At 36.7% G+C, this 22,965-nt stretch carries 24 protein-coding genes; 14 read left to right on the top strand and 10 right to left on the bottom strand.

All coding sequences use genetic code 11. The features are described 5' to 3' along the window. Window positions 1-49 precede the first annotated feature (49 nt). Window positions 50-682, top strand: coding sequence for a hypothetical protein (locus BK574_RS23375; protein WP_078430287.1), 633 nt, complete (start codon window positions 50-52; stop codon window positions 680-682). Window positions 683-762: 80 nt separating this feature from the next. Here the strand turns inward: BK574_RS23375 and BK574_RS23380 are convergent, their stop codons facing one another. Both BK574_RS23380 and BK574_RS23385 read right to left on the bottom strand, forming a co-directional pair. Beyond that, window positions 763-1,254: an AbrB family transcriptional regulator gene (locus BK574_RS23380; protein WP_078430288.1), complete on the bottom strand. Its 492-nt coding sequence runs from the start codon at window positions 1,252-1,254 to the stop codon at window positions 763-765. Then, window positions 1,232-1,774, bottom strand: coding sequence for an AbrB family transcriptional regulator (locus tag BK574_RS23385; RefSeq protein WP_078430289.1), 543 nt, complete (start codon window positions 1,772-1,774; stop codon window positions 1,232-1,234). The genes BK574_RS23380 and BK574_RS23385 overlap by 23 nt, the downstream gene beginning before the upstream one ends. 370 nt (window positions 1,775-2,144) lie before the next feature. Between BK574_RS23385 and BK574_RS23390 the strand changes: the two genes are divergently transcribed. The 5 genes from BK574_RS23390 (at window position 2,145) to BK574_RS23410 (ending at window position 6,467) form a co-directional block, all read left to right on the top strand. Beyond that, entirely contained in the window at window positions 2,145-3,164 is a 1,020-nt protein-coding gene (locus BK574_RS23390) for an ABC transporter substrate-binding protein (RefSeq protein WP_078430290.1), read from the top strand. A gap of 140 nt (window positions 3,165-3,304) precedes the next feature. Further along, the gene (locus BK574_RS23395) at window positions 3,305-4,300 is read left to right on the top strand and encodes an ABC transporter permease (RefSeq protein WP_078430291.1); all 996 of its coding nucleotides are present in this window, start codon (window positions 3,305-3,307) and stop codon (window positions 4,298-4,300) included. After that, complete coding sequence (locus BK574_RS23400) at window positions 4,287-5,081, top strand: ABC transporter ATP-binding protein (RefSeq protein WP_075385863.1); 795 nt, start codon at window positions 4,287-4,289, stop codon at window positions 5,079-5,081. The genes BK574_RS23395 and BK574_RS23400 overlap by 14 nt, the downstream gene beginning before the upstream one ends. Window positions 5,082-5,202: 121 nt before the next feature. Further along, entirely contained in the window at window positions 5,203-5,499 is a 297-nt protein-coding gene (locus BK574_RS23405) for a hypothetical protein (RefSeq protein WP_218970614.1), read from the top strand. Between the two features lie 62 nt (window positions 5,500-5,561). Further along, entirely contained in the window at window positions 5,562-6,467 is a 906-nt protein-coding gene (locus BK574_RS23410) for a fumarylacetoacetate hydrolase family protein (RefSeq protein ID WP_078430293.1), read from the top strand. A gap of 40 nt (window positions 6,468-6,507) precedes the next feature. Here the strand turns inward: BK574_RS23410 and BK574_RS23415 are convergent, their stop codons facing one another. Both BK574_RS23415 and BK574_RS23420 read right to left on the bottom strand, forming a co-directional pair. After that, window positions 6,508-7,242 (bottom strand): hypothetical protein, encoded by a 735-nt coding sequence (locus tag BK574_RS23415; RefSeq protein ID WP_218970615.1) that lies wholly within the window; start codon window positions 7,240-7,242, stop codon window positions 6,508-6,510. Window positions 7,243-7,382: 140 nt separating this feature from the next. Continuing rightward, on the bottom strand, window positions 7,383-8,564 hold the full coding sequence (locus BK574_RS23420) for a KamA family radical SAM protein (protein ID WP_078430295.1): 1,182 nt from the start codon (window positions 8,562-8,564) through the stop codon (window positions 7,383-7,385). A 357-nt stretch (window positions 8,565-8,921) separates the two neighbouring features. Between BK574_RS23420 and BK574_RS23425 the strand changes: the two genes are divergently transcribed. Together BK574_RS23425 and BK574_RS23430 are read left to right on the top strand one after the other, a co-directional pair. Next, window positions 8,922-10,325 carry an aspartate aminotransferase family protein gene (locus tag BK574_RS23425; RefSeq protein ID WP_078430966.1) on the top strand — a complete coding sequence of 468 codons (1,404 nt, stop codon included), beginning with the start codon at window positions 8,922-8,924 and terminating at the stop codon, window positions 10,323-10,325. A 5-nt stretch (window positions 10,326-10,330) separates the two neighbouring features. Beyond that, window positions 10,331-11,185 carry a MurR/RpiR family transcriptional regulator gene (locus BK574_RS23430; protein WP_075385868.1) on the top strand — a complete coding sequence of 285 codons (855 nt, stop codon included), beginning with the start codon at window positions 10,331-10,333 and terminating at the stop codon, window positions 11,183-11,185. A 155-nt stretch (window positions 11,186-11,340) separates the two neighbouring features. Here the strand turns inward: BK574_RS23430 and BK574_RS23435 are convergent, their stop codons facing one another. The 5 genes from BK574_RS23435 to BK574_RS27720 all read right to left on the bottom strand — a co-directional run bounded on the left by BK574_RS23435 (window position 11,341) and on the right by BK574_RS27720 (window position 17,276). Next, window positions 11,341-13,284: a TRAP transporter permease gene (locus BK574_RS23435; RefSeq protein ID WP_078430296.1), complete on the bottom strand. Its 1,944-nt coding sequence runs from the start codon at window positions 13,282-13,284 to the stop codon at window positions 11,341-11,343. 109 nt (window positions 13,285-13,393) lie between these two features. Next, on the bottom strand, window positions 13,394-14,386 hold the full coding sequence (locus BK574_RS23440; RefSeq protein WP_078430297.1) for a TAXI family TRAP transporter solute-binding subunit: 993 nt from the start codon (window positions 14,384-14,386) through the stop codon (window positions 13,394-13,396). A gap of 309 nt (window positions 14,387-14,695) precedes the next feature. Further along, on the bottom strand, window positions 14,696-16,012 hold the full coding sequence (locus tag BK574_RS23445) for an IS1380 family transposase (protein WP_078430298.1): 1,317 nt from the start codon (window positions 16,010-16,012) through the stop codon (window positions 14,696-14,698). Between the two features lie 217 nt (window positions 16,013-16,229). Continuing rightward, window positions 16,230-16,871, bottom strand: a complete 642-nt coding sequence (locus tag BK574_RS23450; protein WP_078430299.1) for a GerMN domain-containing protein — start codon at window positions 16,869-16,871, stop codon at window positions 16,230-16,232. 246 nt (window positions 16,872-17,117) lie between these two features. Continuing rightward, a complete protein-coding gene (locus tag BK574_RS27720; protein WP_158211734.1) occupies window positions 17,118-17,276 on the bottom strand; it encodes a hypothetical protein in 159 nt (52 codons plus the stop codon). Between the two features lie 210 nt (window positions 17,277-17,486). Here BK574_RS27720 and BK574_RS23455 point away from each other — a divergent pair, with 210 nt between their 5' ends. Both BK574_RS23455 and BK574_RS23460 read left to right on the top strand, forming a co-directional pair. After that, the gene (locus BK574_RS23455) at window positions 17,487-18,572 is read left to right on the top strand and encodes an AI-2E family transporter (RefSeq protein WP_075385872.1); all 1,086 of its coding nucleotides are present in this window, start codon (window positions 17,487-17,489) and stop codon (window positions 18,570-18,572) included. Window positions 18,573-18,623: 51 nt separating this feature from the next. After that, on the top strand, window positions 18,624-18,992 hold the full coding sequence (locus BK574_RS23460; RefSeq protein WP_075385873.1) for a rhodanese-like domain-containing protein: 369 nt from the start codon (window positions 18,624-18,626) through the stop codon (window positions 18,990-18,992). Window positions 18,993-19,046: 54 nt separating this feature from the next. On the opposite strand, the gene BK574_RS23465 is transcribed toward BK574_RS23460, so the two are convergent. Beyond that, window positions 19,047-19,178, bottom strand: a complete 132-nt coding sequence (locus BK574_RS23465) for a DUF3941 domain-containing protein (RefSeq protein ID WP_075385925.1) — start codon at window positions 19,176-19,178, stop codon at window positions 19,047-19,049. A 121-nt stretch (window positions 19,179-19,299) separates the two neighbouring features. Between BK574_RS23465 and BK574_RS23470 the strand changes: the two genes are divergently transcribed. From BK574_RS23470 to BK574_RS23485, 4 genes are all read left to right on the top strand, one after another. Then, window positions 19,300-19,569 (top strand): hypothetical protein, encoded by a 270-nt coding sequence (locus tag BK574_RS23470; protein ID WP_078430300.1) that lies wholly within the window; start codon window positions 19,300-19,302, stop codon window positions 19,567-19,569. Between the two features lie 533 nt (window positions 19,570-20,102). Next, complete coding sequence (ltrA, locus tag BK574_RS23475) at window positions 20,103-21,377, top strand: group II intron reverse transcriptase/maturase (RefSeq protein WP_078427324.1); 1,275 nt, start codon at window positions 20,103-20,105, stop codon at window positions 21,375-21,377. A gap of 253 nt (window positions 21,378-21,630) precedes the next feature. Beyond that, window positions 21,631-22,452: a YitT family protein gene (locus BK574_RS23480; protein ID WP_078430301.1), complete on the top strand. Its 822-nt coding sequence runs from the start codon at window positions 21,631-21,633 to the stop codon at window positions 22,450-22,452. A 15-nt stretch (window positions 22,453-22,467) separates the two neighbouring features. Beyond that, on the top strand, window positions 22,468-22,962 hold the full coding sequence (locus BK574_RS23485; RefSeq protein WP_078430302.1) for a BsuPI-related putative proteinase inhibitor: 495 nt from the start codon (window positions 22,468-22,470) through the stop codon (window positions 22,960-22,962). Window positions 22,963-22,965 lie beyond the last annotated feature (3 nt).

A 22,965-nucleotide genomic window follows, 5' to 3' on the forward strand; every position in this document is an offset into this window, starting at 1 on the left:
TATGATACCATATTTTCTATGGAGAATTATATAGATAGGATTTGATAGAATGTTGTTATTATTTCCAAGTTGGCTATTCATTGTAGTCGGCTTACTATTAGTTGGTATTCTTTGTGCTTGTTTATCAATTTTTATTTCAAAGTGGATGAAAAAGAAAAACATAATAGACAAACGGATCGAAAATGTTGCGGCATTTTTAATCGTTATTGTAGTCTTTGCCAGTGCAATGTTTATAAAAGAGAATATGTTTACGAGTGTGTATGAGGGAAGTTTAATTGTGACAGAAGATGGGATTGTTGAAGTTCCGTATTCAAGCGCTGAATTTTTAACTCTTAATGATGTAATTATTATTGATTATCTTTTTGCACAGGTAAACTACGGGGAAAATTTTCAAATGAACAACAAAGAAAACGAAAATGTGCGAGTAACAGTTGCAATAAATGATTTTCGACCGTTATTAACATATATGAAGAAGTATGAGCAAGAAGGAATTGAAGGGTATGTCCAACATCATTTCCCGTTTGACATTTATTTTGAGCGCGAACATTTCGAAAAGGTTAAACAAGTTATTGAAGGAGTGGACTCTACTCAATCATGTGAAAATCTTCTACCGTCGCTAAAACAGGAGTTAGCGCAAATGGAGAAAGACTATTATGAGTATGAAGTGACATGTGTAAAGTAACGAGGGTGACATCGATTACCCTCATTACTTTTGGTTTTTGCTCTAAGAGTAGGAGAAGTGATTAGGTGCTTGCTTACTTTTTAACGAATGAATAAATAATAAATGAGAAAGGGCATCACACTTACAATGAGCATAAGACGGAATAAATGTAGTGTAACTACCGTTGGAACGGAAACAGGATATTTTTCAGCAAGGACGATCATTTCTGTCATCCCTGCAGGTGCTGAGCTACATACTGCCGTTAATGTATCAAATTTAAGCCATTTTATTAGAAAAAACGCTAACAGCAACGAACCAATAATTTGTAATAATGGTAATAAAAGTGCGGAAAGCCAGATGGATGATAATACAGAAAATGTTTCCTGACTAAAAGTAAGTCCGATGCTTCCTCCTAAGAGCATTTGGATAATTTGTTTTGCTTTTTGGGGCAATGAAGGAAGTTTATTGGTCTTCATTTGAAAGATAGCAATCATTATTAGTGCACCTAAGAGAGGGTCTAAAGGAAACGACGTTAGATATCCAAACAGTCCACCAAGTAAAGCTAGTAAACTAGTGATGACCCAGCGTTTCATAATGAGAGCCTCCCTTTTGTAGCTCTTTCCGATGTAAATAATCAAGTAAAATTGGAAAGATCGTCATAACACTAAGAACCCGAATTAGATGAAGCATAATGACGACAGGAGCATGAAGGGAAAGTGTTTTAGCAATCGTCGCCATTTCTATCATTCCACCAGGGGCAGCGGATAAAATAGCATCACTAAGCTCAAAAGAAGAGAATGTTGAAATAAGCACTCCACTGCCCAGCGTGATGAAAAAAATGCTAAATGTAACTGCAACGAGACTCGTGGCTAATTGGCGGAGTTGTGTCACGGATAACTTCAAAAACGTTAAACCGACCATTAACCCTAATGTCACTTGTAGAAGAAATGACATAAGCACGGTCGTTTCTAACGTTAGTAGTTGAAATGTTTTGGCAAGTCCAACCGCAAACATTGCTCCAACGATGGTCCCGACAGGAATTTTTAATTTTTGTCCAATCGTCCCTCCTATAATTGAAAGTGTAATAAACAGTATAAATTGTAAGACATCCATTTTAATCGACCCTTTTTAATCTAGTTCTTTCCTTACTGTATGAAAAGGATAAATTAATTGCAAGAACAATATTTTTATCATCAAATAGCGATGCGTATAGTTAGCAAAGGAAATTATATCGAGAATACCCCCCTTTTTTTAAAAAAATTATGGAACTGAAACTATTCTGAAAAACAGTATAAACCATCTCAAATCAAGATATTCGCAAGTCATATTCAACAAATAAGAAAGTTTCGGTGTAAGAGAGTTCAGTACTTGTTTGCATAAACGCTTTAACCCAATAAAAAAAGTTATTTACAATCTGAGGACAGTTGTACTATGATTATACATAACTATTAGAAAATTATAAAAACTATAGGGGGATAATGAAATGAAGAAATGGATGAAATTAGTAGGGACTGCAGCTGTAGGTCTAATGGCGCTTACTGCATGTGGTCAGGATAGTAGTGCACCAGCAGAACCAGAAGAAAATCAAGGTGGAGAAGAAGCACCTGCAGAGGAAGAAGTTACTTTTAAAATTGGTGCAACCCAAATTGTGGAACATCCTTCACTTGATGCGGCTTATGAAGGGTTTAAAAAAGCAATCGAAGATGCTGGACTTTCGGTTACATATGATTTCCAAAGTGCACAAGGTGATCAAAACAATGTTCATACGATTGCGAATAACTTTGTCGCTAATAATGTAGACTTAATTTTCACGAATTCTACTGTCAGTACGCTAGGTGCATTAAATGCAACTGATGAAATTCCAATTGTCTTTGCTTCAGTTTCAGATCCAGTAGCAGCAGGACTTGTTACTTCATTAGATGAACCAGGCGAAAATATCACAGGTGTTATTGACTTACATCCTGAATTTACAAAGAAAACAGTAGAATTTATTGAAGAAAATTTTGAAGGTGCTACCGTTGGAATTATCATTGATTCTGGCGAGCAAAACTCAATTTCTCAATTGGAAGCAGTTAAAGCAGCGATGGAAGGAACTAGTCTTACACTCGTTGAAAGAAGTGTTGACTCATCAGCAGTTGTAGCTGAAGCGGCGCGTTCGTTAGCAGATCGAGTCGACGTTTTCCTAATGACAACGGATAATACAGTTGTGCAAGGACTAGGAGCTTTAGTCGGAATTGCAAACGACTACGATATTCCATTAGTAGTGGGAGACCCTGACTCACTAGATGGTGGTGGGTTTGTAACGTATGGAGTTGATTTCTTCTCTATTGGTTACCGTGCAGGTGAAATGGCTGTACAGATTTTAACAGGTGAAAAAATACCTTCAGACATTCATATTGAAATTCCACCAGAGCTTTCTTTATTAATCAACAAAAAAGCAGCTGAAGAACAGGGCGTAGAGTGGAACGATGAGTGGGATGCAATTGCTGAAATAATCGAATAATAAAAAAGGCACGGTCGGCTCTAAATAGTAAAGCAGTTAGTCTATGATGCTTTCTAATAGTGTAAAACCTATGCTGGATATAGAGTCGGCTAGTGTGTCTAATAATAGAGAAATATTAAGAGGGAAGGAAGAGGTTCATCATGTTTATCTCGATATTTGGCTCAATTGAATCTGGAATCATTTATGCACTCATGGCACTAGGGGTCTACCTCACCTTTCGGATTCTTGATTTCCCAGACTTAACTGTGGATGGGAGCTTTGTGACAGGAGCAGCAGTTGCTGCGATGATGATTATTAATGGGTATTCTCCTATCATTGCTACTATTGTGGCTGTCCTGGCCGGATTTATTGCTGGTTGTGTCACAGGGATTCTCCATACAAAAGGAAAAATTAATCCGTTATTGTCTGGTATATTAATGATGATTGCACTTTATTCTATTAATTTACGTATTATGGGACGACCTAATCTACCATTATTAAATGAGACGACATTAGTCAACCAACTCACGGGCTTTTGGCAAAGCCTAGGGTTTGATCAATTTTTTAATAGTATTTTAACGCTTTTAGGAGTGCCACAACTTCCACGTACGTGGGCTGTTGTCTTTTTTGCTTTAATTATTACATTAGTGATTAAGATTTTACTTGACCAATTTTTGAAAACAGAAGTTGGTTTGGCACTTAGAGCAACAGGGGATAACAAGCGCATGATTCGTAGTTTTTCTGCGAATACTGACTATTTAATTATACTAGGTTTAGGGATTTCAAATGGACTTGTTGCTTTATCTGGTTCACTCATTGCCCAATACGGCGGGTTTGCTGATGTTGGTATGGGTATAGGGATGATTATTATAGGCCTTGCCTCTGTTATTATTGGTGAAGCACTCTTTGGAACTAAAACGATCGCACGTACAACATTAGCGGTAATTGGTGGTGCGATTATTTACCGAATTGTTCTGACCTTAGCACTACGTGTTGAGTTCTTAGAAACAGGAGATATGAAGTTGATAACAGCGGTGATCGTCGTTGCAGCACTTGTAACTCCGAAAATATTAGCGGCCCGGAAAGAAAAACGACGACGATTAAAGAAACGGGCACAGCTTTCACAACTTGGGGGGGATGGAAATGTTGCATCTTAATAACATTAGCATTACCTTTAATGAAGGTACACTAGATGAGAAAAAAGCGTTACAACATATTAATCTAGCACTAGAATCTGGAGATTTTATTACGGTTATTGGAAGTAATGGTGCAGGGAAATCAACGTTAATGAACACCATTTCTGGAACACTATCTCCAGATGTCGGAGATGTTATTATTGATGGAAATCACGTGACCCATTTACCAGAATATAAACGATCTACTTTCATTGGTCGTGTGTTCCAAGATCCGATGGCTGGAACAGCACCGACGATGACGATTGAAGAAAATTTAGCAATGGCGTATTCACGAAATAAAAAACGAACGCTTCGTTTTGGCGTAACGAAAAAACGTCGTGAAATGTTTCGTGAATATTTAGCAACGCTAAATTTAGGTTTAGAAGACCGACTCACAGCAAAAGTAGGCTTATTATCAGGTGGAGAAAGACAAGCGTTATCGTTATTGATGGCGACTTTTACAGAACCGAAAATTCTCTTATTAGATGAACATACCGCTGCGCTTGACCCTTCAAGAGCAGAGCTCATTACACGCCTGACAGGTGAAATTGTTCGTAACTTCAATTTAACAACATTAATGGTTACACATAATATGCAGCAAGCGCTAGACTTAGGAAATCGTTTAATCATGATGGATAAAGGGCAGATCATCTTTGATGTAAAAGGTAAGGAAAAGCAGAATTTAACGATAGAAAAACTATTAAGTGAGTTTCAACGCATTCGTGGAGAACAGATGGCTAGTGATAAAGCAGTACTTGGGTAAAAAATGAACCTACTAAATATTCATTTATATGGACGTAGAGGAGCTTAGACATTTAATAGTCAGCTCCTCTTATTTTATTTGTGTACGGCTTGTTCCGTTCTAAATTGTGCTTATGACCGAAGTGAGGAACGAGTTAGTGATTCTCCAACGAAAATCGCTGTATATCAAAAAGAACATATTTAAAGATGAACATCCTATTGCGAAAAGCTCGAGTGCTTTTGTTGAGATAAAAAATAGAGATGAACGAAAAAATCTGGAAACAAACGATGAAAAGAAAGAGGATTTTGAAGGAAAACGAGGAATTATTTTAAAGGAAGAAACACGCTTTAACTCAACAAGTTGTGAAACAGACAACGGGCGTTGTACCAACTTTGGACTTCAACTAACTATCAGTGGGGAAAGAGAAAACCCTAACTGATGGAAGTTTCACTTCATAATATTAGTGGCTAGTAATAATCATTTTTTGAAAGGGTGTTATCTATGAAGTTTCTTACATTTGAGTATAATGGTTTACAAGGGGTTGGGATTTTAAATCAAGATCAAACGAGAATTATTGGTCTACAAAAAGTTCAAAACGATAAAGAACATCATGTAAAGGTGCCTAATTCTTTACTTGAAGCAATCGAATTAGGAGAGGCCTTTATTCATGAAGCTACTGAAATTTTGAAGTGGGTTGAAGAAAGAAACTCCGAAGAATATTCGTATCCTCTCTCCAATCCTAATGTGAAGGTACTAGCTCCAATACCAAGGCCAACAAAAAATATTTTCTGTGTAGGGAAAAATTATGCAGCACATGCAATTGAAATGGGAAGTGCAGATGATATTCCTAAACATTTATTAATGTTTACGAAAGCACCTACCGCTGTTATTGGAACAGAAGAGACGGTATTAAACCATGCTGAACTAACGAGTGAATTAGATTATGAAGGTGAAATTGCAATTGTCATTGGTAAAAAGGGGAAGGCCATTAAAGAAGAAGAAGCATTAGATTACATATTTGGATATACACTTCTTAATGATATTACCGCAAGAGATCTTCAAAAAAGACATAACCAATTCTTTTTAGGGAAAAGCTTAGATACAACCTGTCCGATTGGGCCATGGATAACTCATTCTAGCTTCGTTAATCATAATGAATTAGATATTGAAACGAGAGTAAATGGGGAATTAAGACAAAAAGGGAGTACGAACCAAATGATATTCTCAATTCCGACAATTATTTCGGTTATTTCCCAAGGAATGACGTTAGAACCAGGAGACATTATAGCTACTGGAACTCCATCAGGGGTTGGAAGTGGTTTCAATCCTCCTAGATATATGAAATCTGGGGATGAAATCGAAATTAGGGTCAATGGGTTAGGTGTATTAACAAATACAATTGAATAATAACGTCACATGAAAAGCTGACCCATTCCGAGGGGTCAGCTTATTTTAGCGTGATCGTGATTGGATAGTCCCAAAGCATATCTTGAAGACGATGACGTTTCACTTTTAGTGTGAAAGGGTCAGGTATATTGATAGCAAATTCATGGTTTGCGATAATAGAATGATTAAATTTACCAATTTCAGTTGATGAAAAAACAGGATAAATTTCTTCTCCACCATGGACCATTGTTGTTTCTAAGCCTTGTATATTGTGTACATCTTCTATATATAAGGTTAATTTATTTTTATCTGTTTTTACACGAGCAATGTTTAAATCATTAACAACCACATTTTCGCTATCGTGATCTAATTCTTCGAAGAGAACGGTTTGTTGATAATATAAGGGCTTAGCATAGAACAATACGGATAGTTTACTACTTTCTATGTTTAACTCAGGTTTAAAATATTGTCTAAAATAAACGGTCCCCTCTGGTAGCGTTTCTCCGTTTTCTTTTTCTGTAATGATTTCAGTTTTTACACTTTCATATTGATTGCCTACATCATCTTCAATCACCCGCTGTAACGCAAATGAAAAATGCTTATCATCTAATGGATAAGGTCCAATTTGGTCAATTTGAAAAGTCATATAAAAGCCGTTTTCCGCATCTTTATTTGTATTTGCAAGACCGTCATAGGCAACAGAAAGATGTTGATTTTCAAATTGAGAAGGAGAGGCAGTTGATTTTGTTTCAGAACCAAGATTACAACCGCTCAGTATGAAGATTACAATTAACATGAAAAATCGGATGGAAAGTTTCATGATACACCTCTCGAAGTAAAGATAGTTCTATTCTAGCACTTTCTCGTGTTGTCGAATAGAGACTAAATATTAGAAAAAATGAAAGAGGCTGACAAAATTTGTCAGCCTCAAAATTATTATTTAACAATTGCTTTTCCTTGTTTTCCTTGTGGTACATCTGGAAGTTCATTAACAGAGATGACTTTATCTGTTTTCTTAGATGGTTTATTCCAGTATTGTTCGTTACCTGGAAGATCATCAAACCAAGCTGCTTCTTTCGGACAGTCCAGTACCATAAATTTACCATATTCATTATCACGAGATTGGTGATATTTTAAATAGGCTTTTCCATTTTCGATCGCTAGTATTTCAATTTTACCAGATGTATGACTCATTGAAAGGCGAACTCGTTTTCCTAATCCAGACGTGCGAGCTTTTGCCCCTTCCACGATATTATACACTTCTTCTAACGAAAGAACGAAATCTTTGTTACCTGCAACTGGGCGATTGACGAAGAAATAGTACGGTGTAACACCAGCCCAAGATAGTTTATCAAGAAGTTCTCCTAAAACGACAGGATCGTCATTAATCCCTCTTAAAACTGGGGTTTGGTTAACTACGATTGCACCAGCTTCATGAAGGGCTTGGAAACCTTTTCTTGCTTCATCAGTAATTTCTACTGGATGGTTAATATGTGCCATAATGTAAATTCGTTTTTCAGATGTTGAGTATTCACGAATTAAGTTTAGCAACTCTTCATCTTCATAGATTCGCATTGGGTTAAATACTGGTAGCTTAGAACCAATACGGATAATTTTTACGTGATCAATCGCACGTAGACGATCGAGAATATAGCGAAGTTTCTTTGTTGCAAGAATTAATGGATCTCCACCAGTAAGAAGAACATTATTAATCTCTGGAGTGTTCGCAATGTATTCTAAACCAGGATCAACATCAGACATTGCTTCTTTTACATCGTTACGGAACAAGCGTTTTCGGAAACAATAACGACAATAAGCACCACACACTTCAGAACAGATAAGAAGTGCAGTTGTTTTATATTTGTGCTGACAACCAGGAACCGCATAGTTGGTGTCTTCATCGGAAGCATCCCAGCGCCCATACTCTTCTAATTCATTTTCATTAGGTATGACCAATTTCCGTATAGGATCGTTCGGATTATCCCAATCAATTAAGCTTAAATAATATTCGTTTACTCTGAAAACAAATTTATCGGTAATTTGCTTGAGTTTTTCCCGCTCTGCTTTAGGGATCTGCTCAAGTTTATCAATGTTCATAATATATTTTGGCTGAGCCACAACTATCACCCTCCATTTTCGTAGTCTTTAATATTATAACAAGATTAGTAGAATATCGTCAAAAAAGAAAGAAATCATTACTTTTTTTATATTTTTTGAAGTTTTTACTTCAAATTTATTCGAAATTGAGTAGAAATACGACGATAGCTTTATGCGTTAGATGATATTTTAATAACATTCTATGTAAAATGCTAGACGTTGAAATAGGCGTAGGTAACAGACTAATTATAGGAAAAAGAGTATGTGTTGAATGTAATTTTTCATATGATATATAAAAATGAAATATTACCTTCATTTAGTGAGGTGTATGAGAATACTCATGTGATGAAGAAATATTTTAATAATGGGGGATCAAAAGTGGCTTTACGAAAGAGTGAACACCCAATCATCGAGTTAATGAAAAGAACGAAAGGGTCTTTAGTTTTTAATGAACAGGCAAAAGAAGTAATGCCTGGGGGTGTGACAGCCAATATAAAATACTTTGCTCCGTATCCGATTGTTATGAAAAAGGGGAAAGGGGCGTATTTGACAGATATTGATAATAATCAATATATTGACTACCTGTTATCATATGGGGCATTGATGCTCGGTCACGGACATCCAAAAATACAACAAGCAGTTGAAGAACAACTGCACAACAATGGAACTTGTTTATTTGGTACACCGCACCCACTAGAGTACGAATTAGGAAAAAAAATTCAACATTATTATCCAAGTATGGAGTTGTTAAGGTATACCAATTCAGGTACAGAAGCGACGTTATTATCGCTTCGTATTGCAGCTGCGTATACAGGCAAGTATAAAGTTGCGAAGTTTGAAGGTCATTATCATGGTGGATTTGATCAAATGTTGCTAAGTGTAAATCCGCCTGTATCAGAAGCAGGTCCAATAGAGAAGCCCCTTCCAGTCATCGAGTCTAAAGGGATTAATGATTACTATCAAAAACATACAATCATTTTACCATTTAATGACCTTGAGAGTTGTGAAGCGATTTTGAGAGAAAAACACGAGGAAATAGGAGCAGTAATAATTGAGCCTGTCCAAGGAGGGTTTATCCCAGCGGAACAGGAATTTATGGATGGACTACGAAAGGTCACAAAAGAACTTAATATACTATTCATTTTTGATGAAGTAAAAACAGGGTTTAGAGTAGGACTAGGTGGAGCACAAGCCCTTTACAACATCAAACCAGACTTAACTACATTAGGAAAAGTAATTGGAGGCGGTTATCCAATTGGTGTTATCGGTGGAAAAAAAGAAGTTATGGAGATAACGGCTCCAAGTGTTGCATCCGATGTATTTGACAACAGCCAGAGCAATACTTCTTCAGCAAAAGATGTTCTTTTTCATAGTGGTACTTATAATGGTCATCCGACGATATTAGCAGCTGGTCTTGCAACGATAAATGTATTAGAGAGAGAGATCTCTCATGTTCTTCATGTAACGGATCAATTAAAAAAGCGACTAGAAAAGCTGTTCTCCTATTATGATATACCGATGAAAGCGATTGGCGTTGGTTCAATCTTTAGTGTAGTATTAACTAGTAAAGAGAAAATACGAAACTATCGAGACCTTCAAGAAGCCGACCTCATGACAAGAAAAGAAATAGACTTATATTTATTGAGTGAAGGCATTTATACGAAGCCGCTTAATCGATATAGTTTATCTACTGCACATACTATGATAGAAGTAGATCAAACGGTAGCGGCATATGAACGAGTTTTGAAAAAAATGTATGGGGGTCCCGTCATCAAAGGGTGATTACGATGCTACAAAGCGAAGTATATCAAAGGATTAGTGAAATGAAGAATAAGATGAGTAAATCGCAAATGAAAATTGCGAACTACCTCATTGAATATTCTGAAACAGCGCCATTTTTGACGGCTTCCAAATTAGCCAAAAATGCAGGAGTTGGAGAAGCAACTGTTATTCGATTTGCTGTCTTTTTAGATTATAAAGGATATCCAGACCTGCAAAGACATTTACAGGATGCATTAAAGCGCAAATGGACATCAGCGGAAGTGTTTGCAAGAACAACAGATGCAACGGATGTACCTGAAAATGCATTAAAGGAAGTTTTGTCTGACGATATTCAAAATATAAAAAGTACTTTACAGCAAATCAATCCTGACGTTTTTCAAGAGGCAGTCAATGAGATTATTTCAGCCAAACGGATTTATATTGTAGCGTACCGAAGTGCAATGAGTTTAGGTATGTTTTTACAATTTTATTTAGATCTCGTGTTACAAAATACAGAAATGATTGATCAAGCTGATGGGGTATCCGAGCATCTATTAGACTTAACGGAAAACGACTTAGTGATTGGGTTTGGATTTGCACGATACACGAAGAGAACAGTAGAGGTATTAAAATATGCGAAGCACAAAGGTGCAAAAACTTTAGTGATCACGGATCATCTAATGTCTCCTCTAGTCCCGTTTGGCGATAAAAACTTACTAGCAGCTACAGAGATCAATTCATTTATCGATTCCTTTTCCGCGCCATTAAGTCTTGTAAGCGCTCTAATTACAGCAGTTACTCGATCGGAACATATTAAAGTGGAAAAAAGGTTAGGTCAGTTAGAAGGGCTTTGGGAAAGTTTTGATGTGTTCACTGATTAATATGTGACCCACATCGTGTGGGCCTCAAATAACCATCAGTGGGGGAAGAGGTAAACCCCTGACTGATGGAGATTTCACTTTATTATAAAAAGTAGGCTTAGAGAATTCTCTAAGCCATTTGTAATGCTTTAAATACTACGAATTAATGTGGATTATTATGTGGCAACTTTTTGCCTGCGACTACGAAAAAGTTGAAGAATAGAAATACCGACGAATATGGCTAATCCTGATAATGATACGGAGATGTTTCCAGGATAGATGAGTAATAAGCCGCTAATAAATAGCAAACCACGTTCGACTATGTTTGGTGATGTGATGTAATAGTTCATCATTGAAGCACTAACGGCTGTCATCCCAACGAGTGCAGTAATTAAAGCAGGTGCTAGTGTAGCTAGTGTTGCTTCATGTAAAACAAGCACGGGGTTATACACGAAAGCATATGGGATAATAAAGGCCGCTATCGCTAATTTTAATGCAGTTACCCCTGCTTTCATTGGGTTTGCTCCTGCAATTCCTGCTCCTGCGTACGCAGCTAAACAAACGGGAGGTGTGATGTCCGCTACAATTCCAAAGTAAAACACAAACAAGTGCGCAGCAATAACAGGAATATCAAAAGCAATAAGGGCTGGTGCAGCCATAGAAGCAGTAACGACGTAATTTGCTGTCGTTGGTAATCCCATACCGAGTAAAATACAAGCGATCATCGTAAACAACAGAAGTAAAAAGAAATTTCCACCAGCTAAATTCAATATCCCTCCTGCAATTTTTCCGCCTAGACCTGTTAAGACGACAATTCCGACGATAATCCCAGCTGAAGCACAAGCAGCGATTACAGGTAATGCGACTCTTGCCCCTTGTTCTAATGTTTGTAACATATTGCTTATCGTCATCCGAGTATCTTTTCGTAAAAAGCTTAACCCAAATGCAACGGCAATTGCCCATAAGGCTGCAAATGTTGGGGTATAGCCAAGATAAAGAAGAATGATGATTGTAAACAAAGGAAGCAATAGATCGAGACGCTTTACTATTCCTGATAAAGAAGGAAGCTCATTTTTAGGCAATCCACGTATTCCTTGTTTTTTTGCTTGAAAATGAGTGCCGATAAAAATTCCTGAAAAATAGAGGAGTGCAGGAATTAATGCAACTAAAATAATTTCGTTATAAGGAACTCCTGTATACTCCGCCATAATAAATGCGGCAGCTCCCATAATCGGGGGCATAATTTGACCACCTGTTGAGGCAGATGCTTCAGCCGCTGCAGCAAACTCAGGCTTAAAGCCTGCTCGTTTCATCATAGGAATGGTAAATGAACCTGAACCAACAGTATTTGCTACTGAACTTCCCGTCACCATCCCTTGAAGCGCACTAGCAGAAACGGCCGCTTTTGCAGTCCCACCCGTCATACGTCCTGTTAATCCAAATGCGAGATCATTAAAAAAGCGGGCAATTCCCGTTCCAGTTAAAATGACACCGAAAAATAAAAACAAATAAATAAATGTAGAGGAAATTTGTATTGGAATGCCAAATACAGCTTCTGTTGTATAAAACATTCTCGTCATTAGTCGATCAAAATTAAATCCAGCATGTCCAAAGTGAGGAATTCCTTTTCCCCAAAGACCGTATGCTAGTGCGATAAGAGCAATTATGACGATCGGTAGACCAACAGCTCGTCTTGTCCCTTCAAGTATTAATAAGACACCGAGAGTAGCCATGATGATATCCAATGTTGAAAAACCAAGGATAATGGTTTGCGTACTTGTTAACCTCGTATAATTAAAAATAATATAATAATGGGTTGCTAACGAAGTAAAGGCTAAAAGCACGTCATACCAAGGGACACCGTCTCTTTTTAAAAGGGACCTTTTGAACGGATATAAAATAAAAATAAGTGAAAGTCCTGTTCCAAGATGTATAGCTCCTTGCATAATACGTGGCAATGGAACTGTAATAGCCGTATATAAATGAAAAATGGTTAATGAACTTCCAATGATCGCAACAATCCATGCCCATTTCCCAATTTGGGATCGGTAGGCAGATTCTTTATCATACTTCTCCAATAATTGTTTTGCACTAATATTTTGATCACTTTCATTACTCAAAAAAAATCACCACCTATAAGGGAAAAGAGGTTAACTCATGTTAGGGGCATATAAGCTAATTATATGCCAGAAATTAATTGAATCTTTGAGTTAACCACGTCTATTAGCTTTAGTCTTGAAGTCCGATTTCTCTAAAGTACATTTCGGCACCTGGATGCAACGGAAGCAGCTCTGAACCATTTAAGAAGTTCTCTTGTGTCATAAAGCGTCTTGCTACGTCATGTGTCATCGTATCGATGTTTTCATATAACGCTTTTGTAATCTCGTAGCCTAATTCTTCACTGATTTGATTTGTTGAACCAACGAGTACGGCATAAGCTGTAATCGTATTAACAGGACCATCAAGGAAGTTATACGTATCATCAGGAATTTCTAATGATCCATAACCACTATTTTCTTCAATATATTGTAATGCCTCGCCTTCAATTGGTAGAAGGACGATATTACGAGACCTGTTTATCGATTCCATTTCACCGTATGGAAGTCCTAGCAATCCAAATGAAGCATCAACTGTACCGTCACCAATAGCATCTGCGGCAACACCAAAGCCTTCTTGTAAAGGTGTATAATCACCATCTTCGAGACCGTAAGCTTCAAGTATTAATTTTGCTGCAGACTGAGTAGCACTTCCTGGTGGACCAATAGCAACGCGTTTTCCTTCCAAGTCTGCAATTGAATTAATTCCTGCATCGGCCCGAGCGATAACTTGCATAACTTCAGGATAAATATGAGAAATAAAGCCGAAGTTTTCAATAGGAGTACCATCAAATTCACCTTGACCATTTAATGCATCAATCGCTGTTACATGTACGGTCATTCCTAATTGGAAATTTCCTTGTAAAATACTCGCTAAATTTTCAACAGATGCCCCCGATGCAATCGCACTTACGTCAAACCCTTCAGTATCTACATTGGCATTCATTACATTAGCGATCTCTTGCCCTAACGGATAATAAGTTCCACCTGTACTACCAGTGCCTAATTGAAGAGTCGTCATAAAGTTTTCGTCACCAGCTTGTCCGCCTCCATCCGTTCCACAAGCAGGTAGAATGAAACTTATTACAAATAACACGAGTAGAAAAGGCATTAATTTTTTTCTCATCATAAATTCCCCCTTTTGTAAAATGTTTTCTTATATGATGACTTTGCTTATTTTTTACAAAAAGGGTGACTTTTATCAAAGAAATTTACGAATGGAATAAAATATAATATTAGACCTGAATTATTCATACTTCCTAGTTAATACATGAATGAAGACAATACCAGATATTTTTCTGCTCTCTTGAAACTTATCAAGTTGATTTCGCTACTTAAGATGTGATTTTATATTAAATGCTTGAATATAATCAGTTTTTGGGCAGACTACTCCCTTGTTCTGACATTTAATTTTAAAAATAGGTATTAGGGTAGTTCACTCTAGCTTTAGCTTCTGAATTCGCTGAAGTACTTTCCAAAAGAATTCTTGGTAGACGAAACTTGACGATAGTTTAAAGTAAAGGGACCGTCCTGACGTTACTAATTTACTAGCAACTTTAATACTTCGTGTTCGGATTGTATCAATTTGCATGTTCTTTTGTTCTTCTGGAAAACAAAGAGTACGTAGCCAATTGGTTAGATTATAGGCTAACAGGCTCAACATCATCTTTACCTCGTTTACTTGGAAAGAATGACTATTCATTTTATCAAAACTAAAACCATTCTTGGTTTCTTTAATGTAGTTCTCCATCGTTCCCCTTTTTTGATAAGAAAGAACGATATCCTTGGGAGAAAAGACATCTACTAAATTAGTGACAAAGAACGAATGGCTGAAAATTAATTCACCAGCCGAGCGGACTGATTTTATAATCACTTTTCTAGGCTTAGCCCAAGATTTGGCTTGATAAATAGTTTCTTCATAATAGCATTCTGCCTTCGTAACATCGGAAGGTAGAGATGATGGAAGGAGTTCATCCGCGATTCGTTGCAAATTTGCATTGGATTTGAGCCGAATCACGTAATAAACCGATTCTTTTTCGCACAAATCATACAAAGCAGGTACGGCAAACCCACTATCCCCGCGAATAAATGATGTCGTCTCTGGGAATTTTTCGTTGTAATGTTCAATGAGAGGTTGTATAAATTCCACAACACCATTAGAGGTATAGACATTCCCAGGTCGTAGCTTGGCTTTAAGGAAATCGCCTGTTACTCCGTCAAAGGCAACTAATGGATGGAAACCAACAGTTCCATAATGAGCATTGTAAGCTGCAGCTTCTTGATCTCCATAGGTATCTGAATGCGTTGAATCCAAGTCAAAAATGAGTGATTTAGACTCTCTAAATTGATGAACTTTGTCAATCAGTTCTTGGTTGGCTTGATTTAACTGTTCGATAGATTGGTTATCGAAACGTCTAAAGAAACGAGATAGGCTAGGCTGCGAAGCTAGCGCATCAGTACCGATGATTCGAGTAAATACAGGATCTTTCGTCAATTGATCCGCTGCATCATCTTCGGTATAACCCGCAATGATTTGATAAATCTTTTGACGAAGTAAGTTTTCATTCGAATGAACGTAGTAACGTCTGTTGTCTTTCAGGTTTAAAAACTGTGCCAATGTAGAAGAAAAACCTACCTTTTCATCGAATTCTCTAAAAAGGAATTCGCCAGTATCGGACGAGAGTTCTCCTCCATCATTAGATAATTTAATTTGACGATTGAAATCTAGTGTTAATTGCGGTAAAGTAGCCATTATAAGAATCCTTTCTGGTGGTTATTAGTCGCATTTTAACCTTATCAGAAATGGGTTCTTTTTTCATTTTTCAAGTGAAAAACTATTTAACAAAAAAACTTATTAGATAGGCATTAATGGCCAATTAATGATTTTCTATGAATAATTCAGGTTAGAGATTTGCCTCGTTAAATTAGATCAAAAAAAGCTGACTCCTCGAAGTCAGCTTTCAACGCTACTAATTTATTTTTTCATAATTGGCAGGATTATTTGCTTGAATTGGGACATTTGTTTCAATATGACCAAAAAGCGCATCCTTAATATTTCCATCAATTAATATTTGTGTTTCGTTAAATCCGAATTGTTTCATTGTGAGGGCAATTTGTTGTAGAAGCATTTCCTCAATACCAGATCCTACATTGGCATCTAGTAATTCTTCTGAAAACGATACATGAGCAATGCCACCTTTTTCTTCTACATATTGCACTTGAACATTAGATGGAATTAATGAAATTAATTGATCGTGTGTAGGACCAGCAACCCAAGCTTCTAATGTTTTGACAAAAACATCTTCTTTTTCAGCTTCAATCGTTGTCTCTACTCTGTACATATTCATAACTTGATTATCTGCAAAAAATAACTCAACAGGATGGACGGTATCTTCTGTTGTAACTTCTGTATTTTCCTCATCTTCGGTAATTGGTTCTGCTAAGTTATCTTCTTCTTGTTGATCATTATCCTCAATAAGCTCTTCATTATGGTCTGAGTCAATTCCACTACCATTTTCTTCAGGCTCAATAGGTCCTTCACCTTGTCCACAAGCAGCTAATATGAGAGCAGTCAGAATTGCTACAAACAACAGATGTAATGATTTTGTCATATAGATCCCCCTAAAAGTAAGAAATAGGTTTATTAATACAAATTTAATTTCCCTATTTCTATTAAGTTGGCTTTTATTCACAAAGTGCTTAGAAAATAAAGCCAATTTTTTTCTATTGTACAATATAGGCGACAAAATTCAATCATTTTTTGCTCAAAATATGCTCTACACTTTAATAGAAAATAAAGAACAAAGCTAAGGATAAGTGAATAAAGTGTGTATTCCTAATGATTTCGTCGTTTATCATTAATTTTGAAAAAAAGGAAATACGTATTGTACTAGGAACCAAAGAAAACCGAAAAAGATGACAATGTAAGCAACATACTTAATAAAAGTGGCAGCAACCATACTAGAATTTTCTTTCTTTTCAACATTCCGCTTTTGTACTTCTACATTTTTATTCATTGAAATTTCCTCCTTGTTTTATTGCTTGGTTGTTTAACTGTTACCCGAAAAAAATTGTCGGAAAACATAAGGTGAGATTTCAAATGGAAATGGGAGGGAGTATGCCTGTAGAACTGCAAAAGAAATCGTTTAGCTATTTTTATTGTTATTTAAACCCAGTATAATGATATAATAGATTTATTAGCACAATTTTACATATGGGGTGAGAAAATGCCTCGTGGCAAATTTTTCTATTTTTGTTATGGCGTAATACTTGTATTTTTAATTATTTTGTTAGGTTCAAAAGTACAATTTATCTTTAGACCGCTCGTTGTTCTTGTGCAAACATTGTTTGCACCGATCATTATTGCAGGAGTATTGTTTTACTTATCGCGACCGTTCGTTAATCTTCTGTCTCGCTGGATGCCAAGAGGAATATCCATCTTAATTTTGTATTTAAGTGCGATATCGATTTTCACCATGCTTATCTTATTAATTGGACCTGAACTACAAATACAGTTTAACAGTTTAGTTAAAAATATGCCTCTATTTGTTAATGAGATGAGAGATCTACTTATTCAAGTACAGGAAAATGAATGGGTTGCAAGATTCCAACAAAATGAAAATTACACGATTGAAGAAATTACGTCTAGTCTTGTTGAGTATTTAAATGAATTAGTTTCAGCAATTGGTTCGAATGTTGCAACGTTCATTGGTTTTATTACTAATATTATCATCATTATGATCATCATTCCTTTCGTGTTGTTTTATATGTTAAAAGAAGGTGAAAAGGCGCCTCAACAAGTAATTCGCTTATTACCAGTAAAGCAGCAACAAGAAGGTCGGCATATTTTAAGTGATATGGATACGGCCCTGAGTTCCTATATTCAAGGTCAAATTATTGTAAGTATTTGTGTCGGAGTGCTGTGTTACATCGGTTTTCTCATTATCGGTCTCGATTATCCGCTCGTGCTAGCATTAATTGCCATGTTTACGAATGTTATTCCTTTCGTTGGACCTTGGATCGGCACGATACCGAGTGTGATTGTCGGATTACTTCATTCACCCTTAATGGTGTTACTCGTCATCATCGTTGTCATTATTGTTCAACAAGTGGAAAGTAATTTAATTTCACCACAAGTAATGGGAAGGAAATTAGCGATACATCCTTTAACGATTATCTTACTCCTTTTAGTAGCTGGTCGCTACGCCGGGCTGTTAGGTCTCTTATTAGCAGTACCCACCTATGCAGTCGGAAAAGTAATTGTTAGTCATACGTATCGGTTATGGAAGCTGAAAAAGTATCCGATTGAGTAATAAGTGGCAAAGTGATAAAATAGTTAAATTCTTACGATGAGGTGATTCTCTATGGCATACGAAGTTGAAGGTATTAAACAAATTGAAACAAATGAGTTACAGGAAATTGTAAATGAAGGGAAAGCAGACCCTATTTTAGTAGATGTTCGAGAGCCTGAAGAATATGTAGAAGGGCATATTAGCAATATTCCTTTAATCCCTATGCATAATTTGCCTGCGCTTATCGATCAATTTGATAAGGATAAAGAATATATTTTCGTTTGTCGAAGTGGTAATCGAAGCCAAAATGTAGCGATGTTTTTCAAAGAACGTGGCTTTGATAAAGTAAGTAACTATGCCGGTGGCATGTTAGCTTGGGATGGCGAATTAGCAACAGGTATGGAACGTGTCATTACAGATGTTAAAGAACTTTATAAATAACCAAGAAGAGATGCAAACGATTATCAAGACGCTTGCATCTCTTTTCCTGTTTATTTACAAATGGTCGGTTTTCTTAGAATATTGATTTTTGCCTCGTTCAGCATTTTTCTCGCGTAAGCTGTTTTTTTGTTGCAGCTTTGCATTGTTATCTTTCTTCTTCTTGTCGTCATCTTTCGTTACAGACATACTTGTTACCTCCCTCATCATCGGTGTTCTCCTTTATTGTAACCATGTATTTGACCCGATATGTTTAGCATTTATCTTTAAGGGTATAAAATCATTAACAAATAATTGGGAGGGAATATAAATGGTTGGTAAAGGAATTATGATAACAGCAGTAGCAGTAGGGGCGGTAGGAACAGCCATATATACATTTAGCGACAGAACTAAACGAGAAAAAGTCATGAATAAAGTCAGAAAAAAAAGATCTTCAAATCAGATAAAGATAGATAAAAACGTTGGACATCCCGACCCTTATGATGTGAAGGATAACACGATGGTTAGTGAAGGGGCTTTATATGCGATACAGCGGTATAATGAAGAGGTTCAACAAAAGGACGAAAATAAGACGACGTAAACCCTTTGAGCTGATACGATCAGCTCTTTTTACTTGTGTGCCAGGCATGGCAACTATCTAGGTGGTGAAAGTCCACTGTGGGGGTACACATCGACCAACCACTAAGGAAGCGCAAGGTACTTATCGTGAGGTAAGGGCTAGAGGAAGCGTGGAATAAAATCTTGGCTCGACGAACAGAAATCTGATACCAAGGCTTTATAAAGGGATGAGGCTCCATGACAAGTCAAAGTCCAAAAGATGTGCGTAACTTTATAGAGTAAATCAGGCGAGTAAAAGAGGAAAGATAGTTGTCTTACCCTGGGAGATCTTGCGAATGTACATATGTACATTCGAAAAAGGTTAACCGCAAGAAGTCAGCAGAAGCCATAGTAATGAGTAATCTCATGAAGGGCTGAACAATTTATAGTGTTTCAACGCCACGAATGCGTAAGTGACGAACTCCGAATGTGTTAATGGTGAAAGAATGAGCGTATCTCAAAGGATAGCCAAAATGGAGCTATCACTTACTACGTGAGAGGAGAGGAGAAACGAGTGTGAAGCTTTTAGAGCAGATTTTAAGTAATCAAAACATGAACGAAGCTTACCTGCGTGTTTATAGAAATAAGGGTGCAAGTGGGGTCGACGGAGTAACAGTCGACGAACTAAAACAATATCTGAAAGAGAACAAGGATGAACTGCGCCAGCGCATCAGAACAAGAAAATACCAACCACAAGCTGCCTTAAGAGTGGAGATCCCAAAAGAAAATGGAAAGATGCGCAAATTGGGAATACCAACAGTAGTGGATAGGGTAGTTCAACAAGCAATTCACCAAGTACTTAGTCCGATATTCGAAAAGCAGTTCAGTGAATTCAGTTACGGCTTTAGACCAAAAAGAAGTTGTGAGATGGCAATTATAAAAAGCTTGGAATATCTGAATGATGGACACGATTGGATAGTGGACATTGACCTTGAAAGATTCTTCGATACAGTCCACCACGATAAACTCATGCGAATTATTGCCAACACAATAGATGATGGAGACGTTATCTCTCTAATAAGAAAATATCTTGTTAGTGGGGTCATGGTGAATGGGAAATATGAAGAAACACCAACCGGGACTCCGCAAGGAGGTAACCTCAGTCCATTATTGAGTAATATTATGTTGAATGAACTCGATAAGGAATTAGAAAGTAGAGGATTACGATTCATAAGATACGCTGATGACGCACTCATCTTTGTGAAAAGCGAAAAAGCCGCTGACAGAGTGATGAAATCAATCGTGAGATTTATAGAAGAGAAATTAGGATTGATAGTAAATGCCGAAAAGAGTAAAGTTTCTCGCCCAAAAGAGTTAAAATTCTTGGGATTTGGGTATTATTATGATCCTAATAACAAGAGATATCAAGTGCGGCCTCATCCAATTTCAGTACAGAAATTTCAAAGGAAGCTTCGACAATTGACAAAGCGAAATTGGAGTGTTCCGTTAGACTACCGAATACTGAAACTGAAACAAGTCATATTCGGATGGGTGAATTACTTTAGAATCGCAAATATGAAAACAGCAATGAGTCGAATAGATAAGAAATTACGCTCAAGATTAAGGGTAATCATCTGGAAACAATGGAAGGTAGCGAAAAAACAAATCAAGTCGCTAACTCAATTAGGGATACCTGAAGAAGAAGCGAAAGGATTAACGTTCTGCCGGAAAGGTTATCGGTATATCGGATTATCGAAAGTTGTTCAAAAAGCAATCTCAAACAAAAGACTAAAACAAAGGGGAGTACCCTCTGCTTTAGAACGTTACTTAAAAGTACACACTGTAATATAAATTGAAACGCCGTATACGAGACCCGTATGTACGGTGTTGTGAGAGGGGCGAAAATAGGTTAACTTATTTTCCCTCTACTCGATTTCCTTTTTTAAAGAATAAGCTAAAATAAATTTATAGATATGAAACTTGAATACACAAAAGGCATGGAGAGAAAGCTTACTGATTTCAAGTGAGCTTTCTCTTTATGTGTTTAATATAGTCTCGAAACGTTAAAACTACAATTAGCACTATTATGTAGGAGAAGATAAGCATGGAAATTGTAAAAAAGTTAATTGTAATTATTTTGGGTGCCCTTCTATTAGCTATAGGCTTAAATATCTTTTTAATTCCAGCTAACGTATTTGCGAGTGGATTTACAGGGGTAGCTCAGCTCATCGCAACGCTTATTCCGTTGTCGACAGGTATCCTTTTATTACTTTTAAATATACCAGTTGCGATCTTAGGTTGGTTAAAAATTGGGAAAGCTTTTACTCTTTATAGTTTTTTAAATGTAGTGCTTACGACAATCTTTCTAGAAATCATTCCTGTGATTGAAATTTCATCTGACTTACTTTTAAATGCCGTGTTTGGTGGAGTTATTTTAGCGTTAGGTGCGGGGATCACCCTTAAATGGGGGGCATCTTCTGGTGGTTTGGATATCATTGCTCTATTTTTATCACGTAAGAGTGATCGCCCTGTTGGTATTTATTTTTTCGGTTTAAATGCACTTATTGTGATTACTTCAGGTTTATTATTTGATTGGGAAAGAGCGCTTTATACACTAGTATCGTTATATGTCAGTTCAAGAGTGATTGACGCTATTTACACACGTCACGTAAAATTAACAGCTTTTATTATTACGAAAAACGCTGATAAATTAAAAAAAACTATACATGATCGAATTACGAGAGGTATAACACGAATACCTGCAAAAGGTGGCTATTCACAAGAAGAAAAAGAAATAGTGATGATAGTTATTACGAGATATGAGCTCTATGAATTAAAGAAAGTCATTCAAGAAGTAGATCCTAGTGCCTTTACAAACATTGTGGAAACCGCGGGTATCTTTGGTTTATTTAGGAAAGAAAATTAGAAAGGAAGAAGTGAGATGAAAAAAATACTCTCTTTGTCGTTATTGATTGTTATAGCATTAGTAGGATGTGGTACATCTGATGAAGTTACCGAAACAAACGGTGAAGGTAATCAAGGGGGAGAAGAAGTGAGTACACTAGCAACATCTTTAAAAGTAGATAAAGAAGAAGACCAACTTGCTTTTACAATATCGCTAACCAATAAAGGTACAGAAGAAGTGAGTTTGCAATTCCCAACAGGACAATTGTTTGATTTTATGGTCGCCACAGAAAAAAGTGAAGTGGTTTATAAGTATTCAGAAGGAATGATGTTCACTCAAGCAATCGTTGAAAAACAGTTAGGTCCGAATGAAACGATTACGTTTACAGATGAATGGGATTTAACGTTCGATGGGGAGAGAGTACCTGCTGGTAGTTATAGAGTAATTGGCGAACTACCAATCATGACAGTGAATGGAAACGAAGCATTTAGAGAACAATTTCTCGTCGAGGAAAATATTATTATCGAGTAAAAT

Origin of the sequence: Alkalihalobacterium alkalinitrilicum (genome assembly GCF_002019605.1) — a bacterium.
Classification (GTDB): domain Bacteria; phylum Bacillota; class Bacilli; order Bacillales; family Bacillaceae_F; genus Alkalihalobacterium; species Alkalihalobacterium alkalinitrilicum.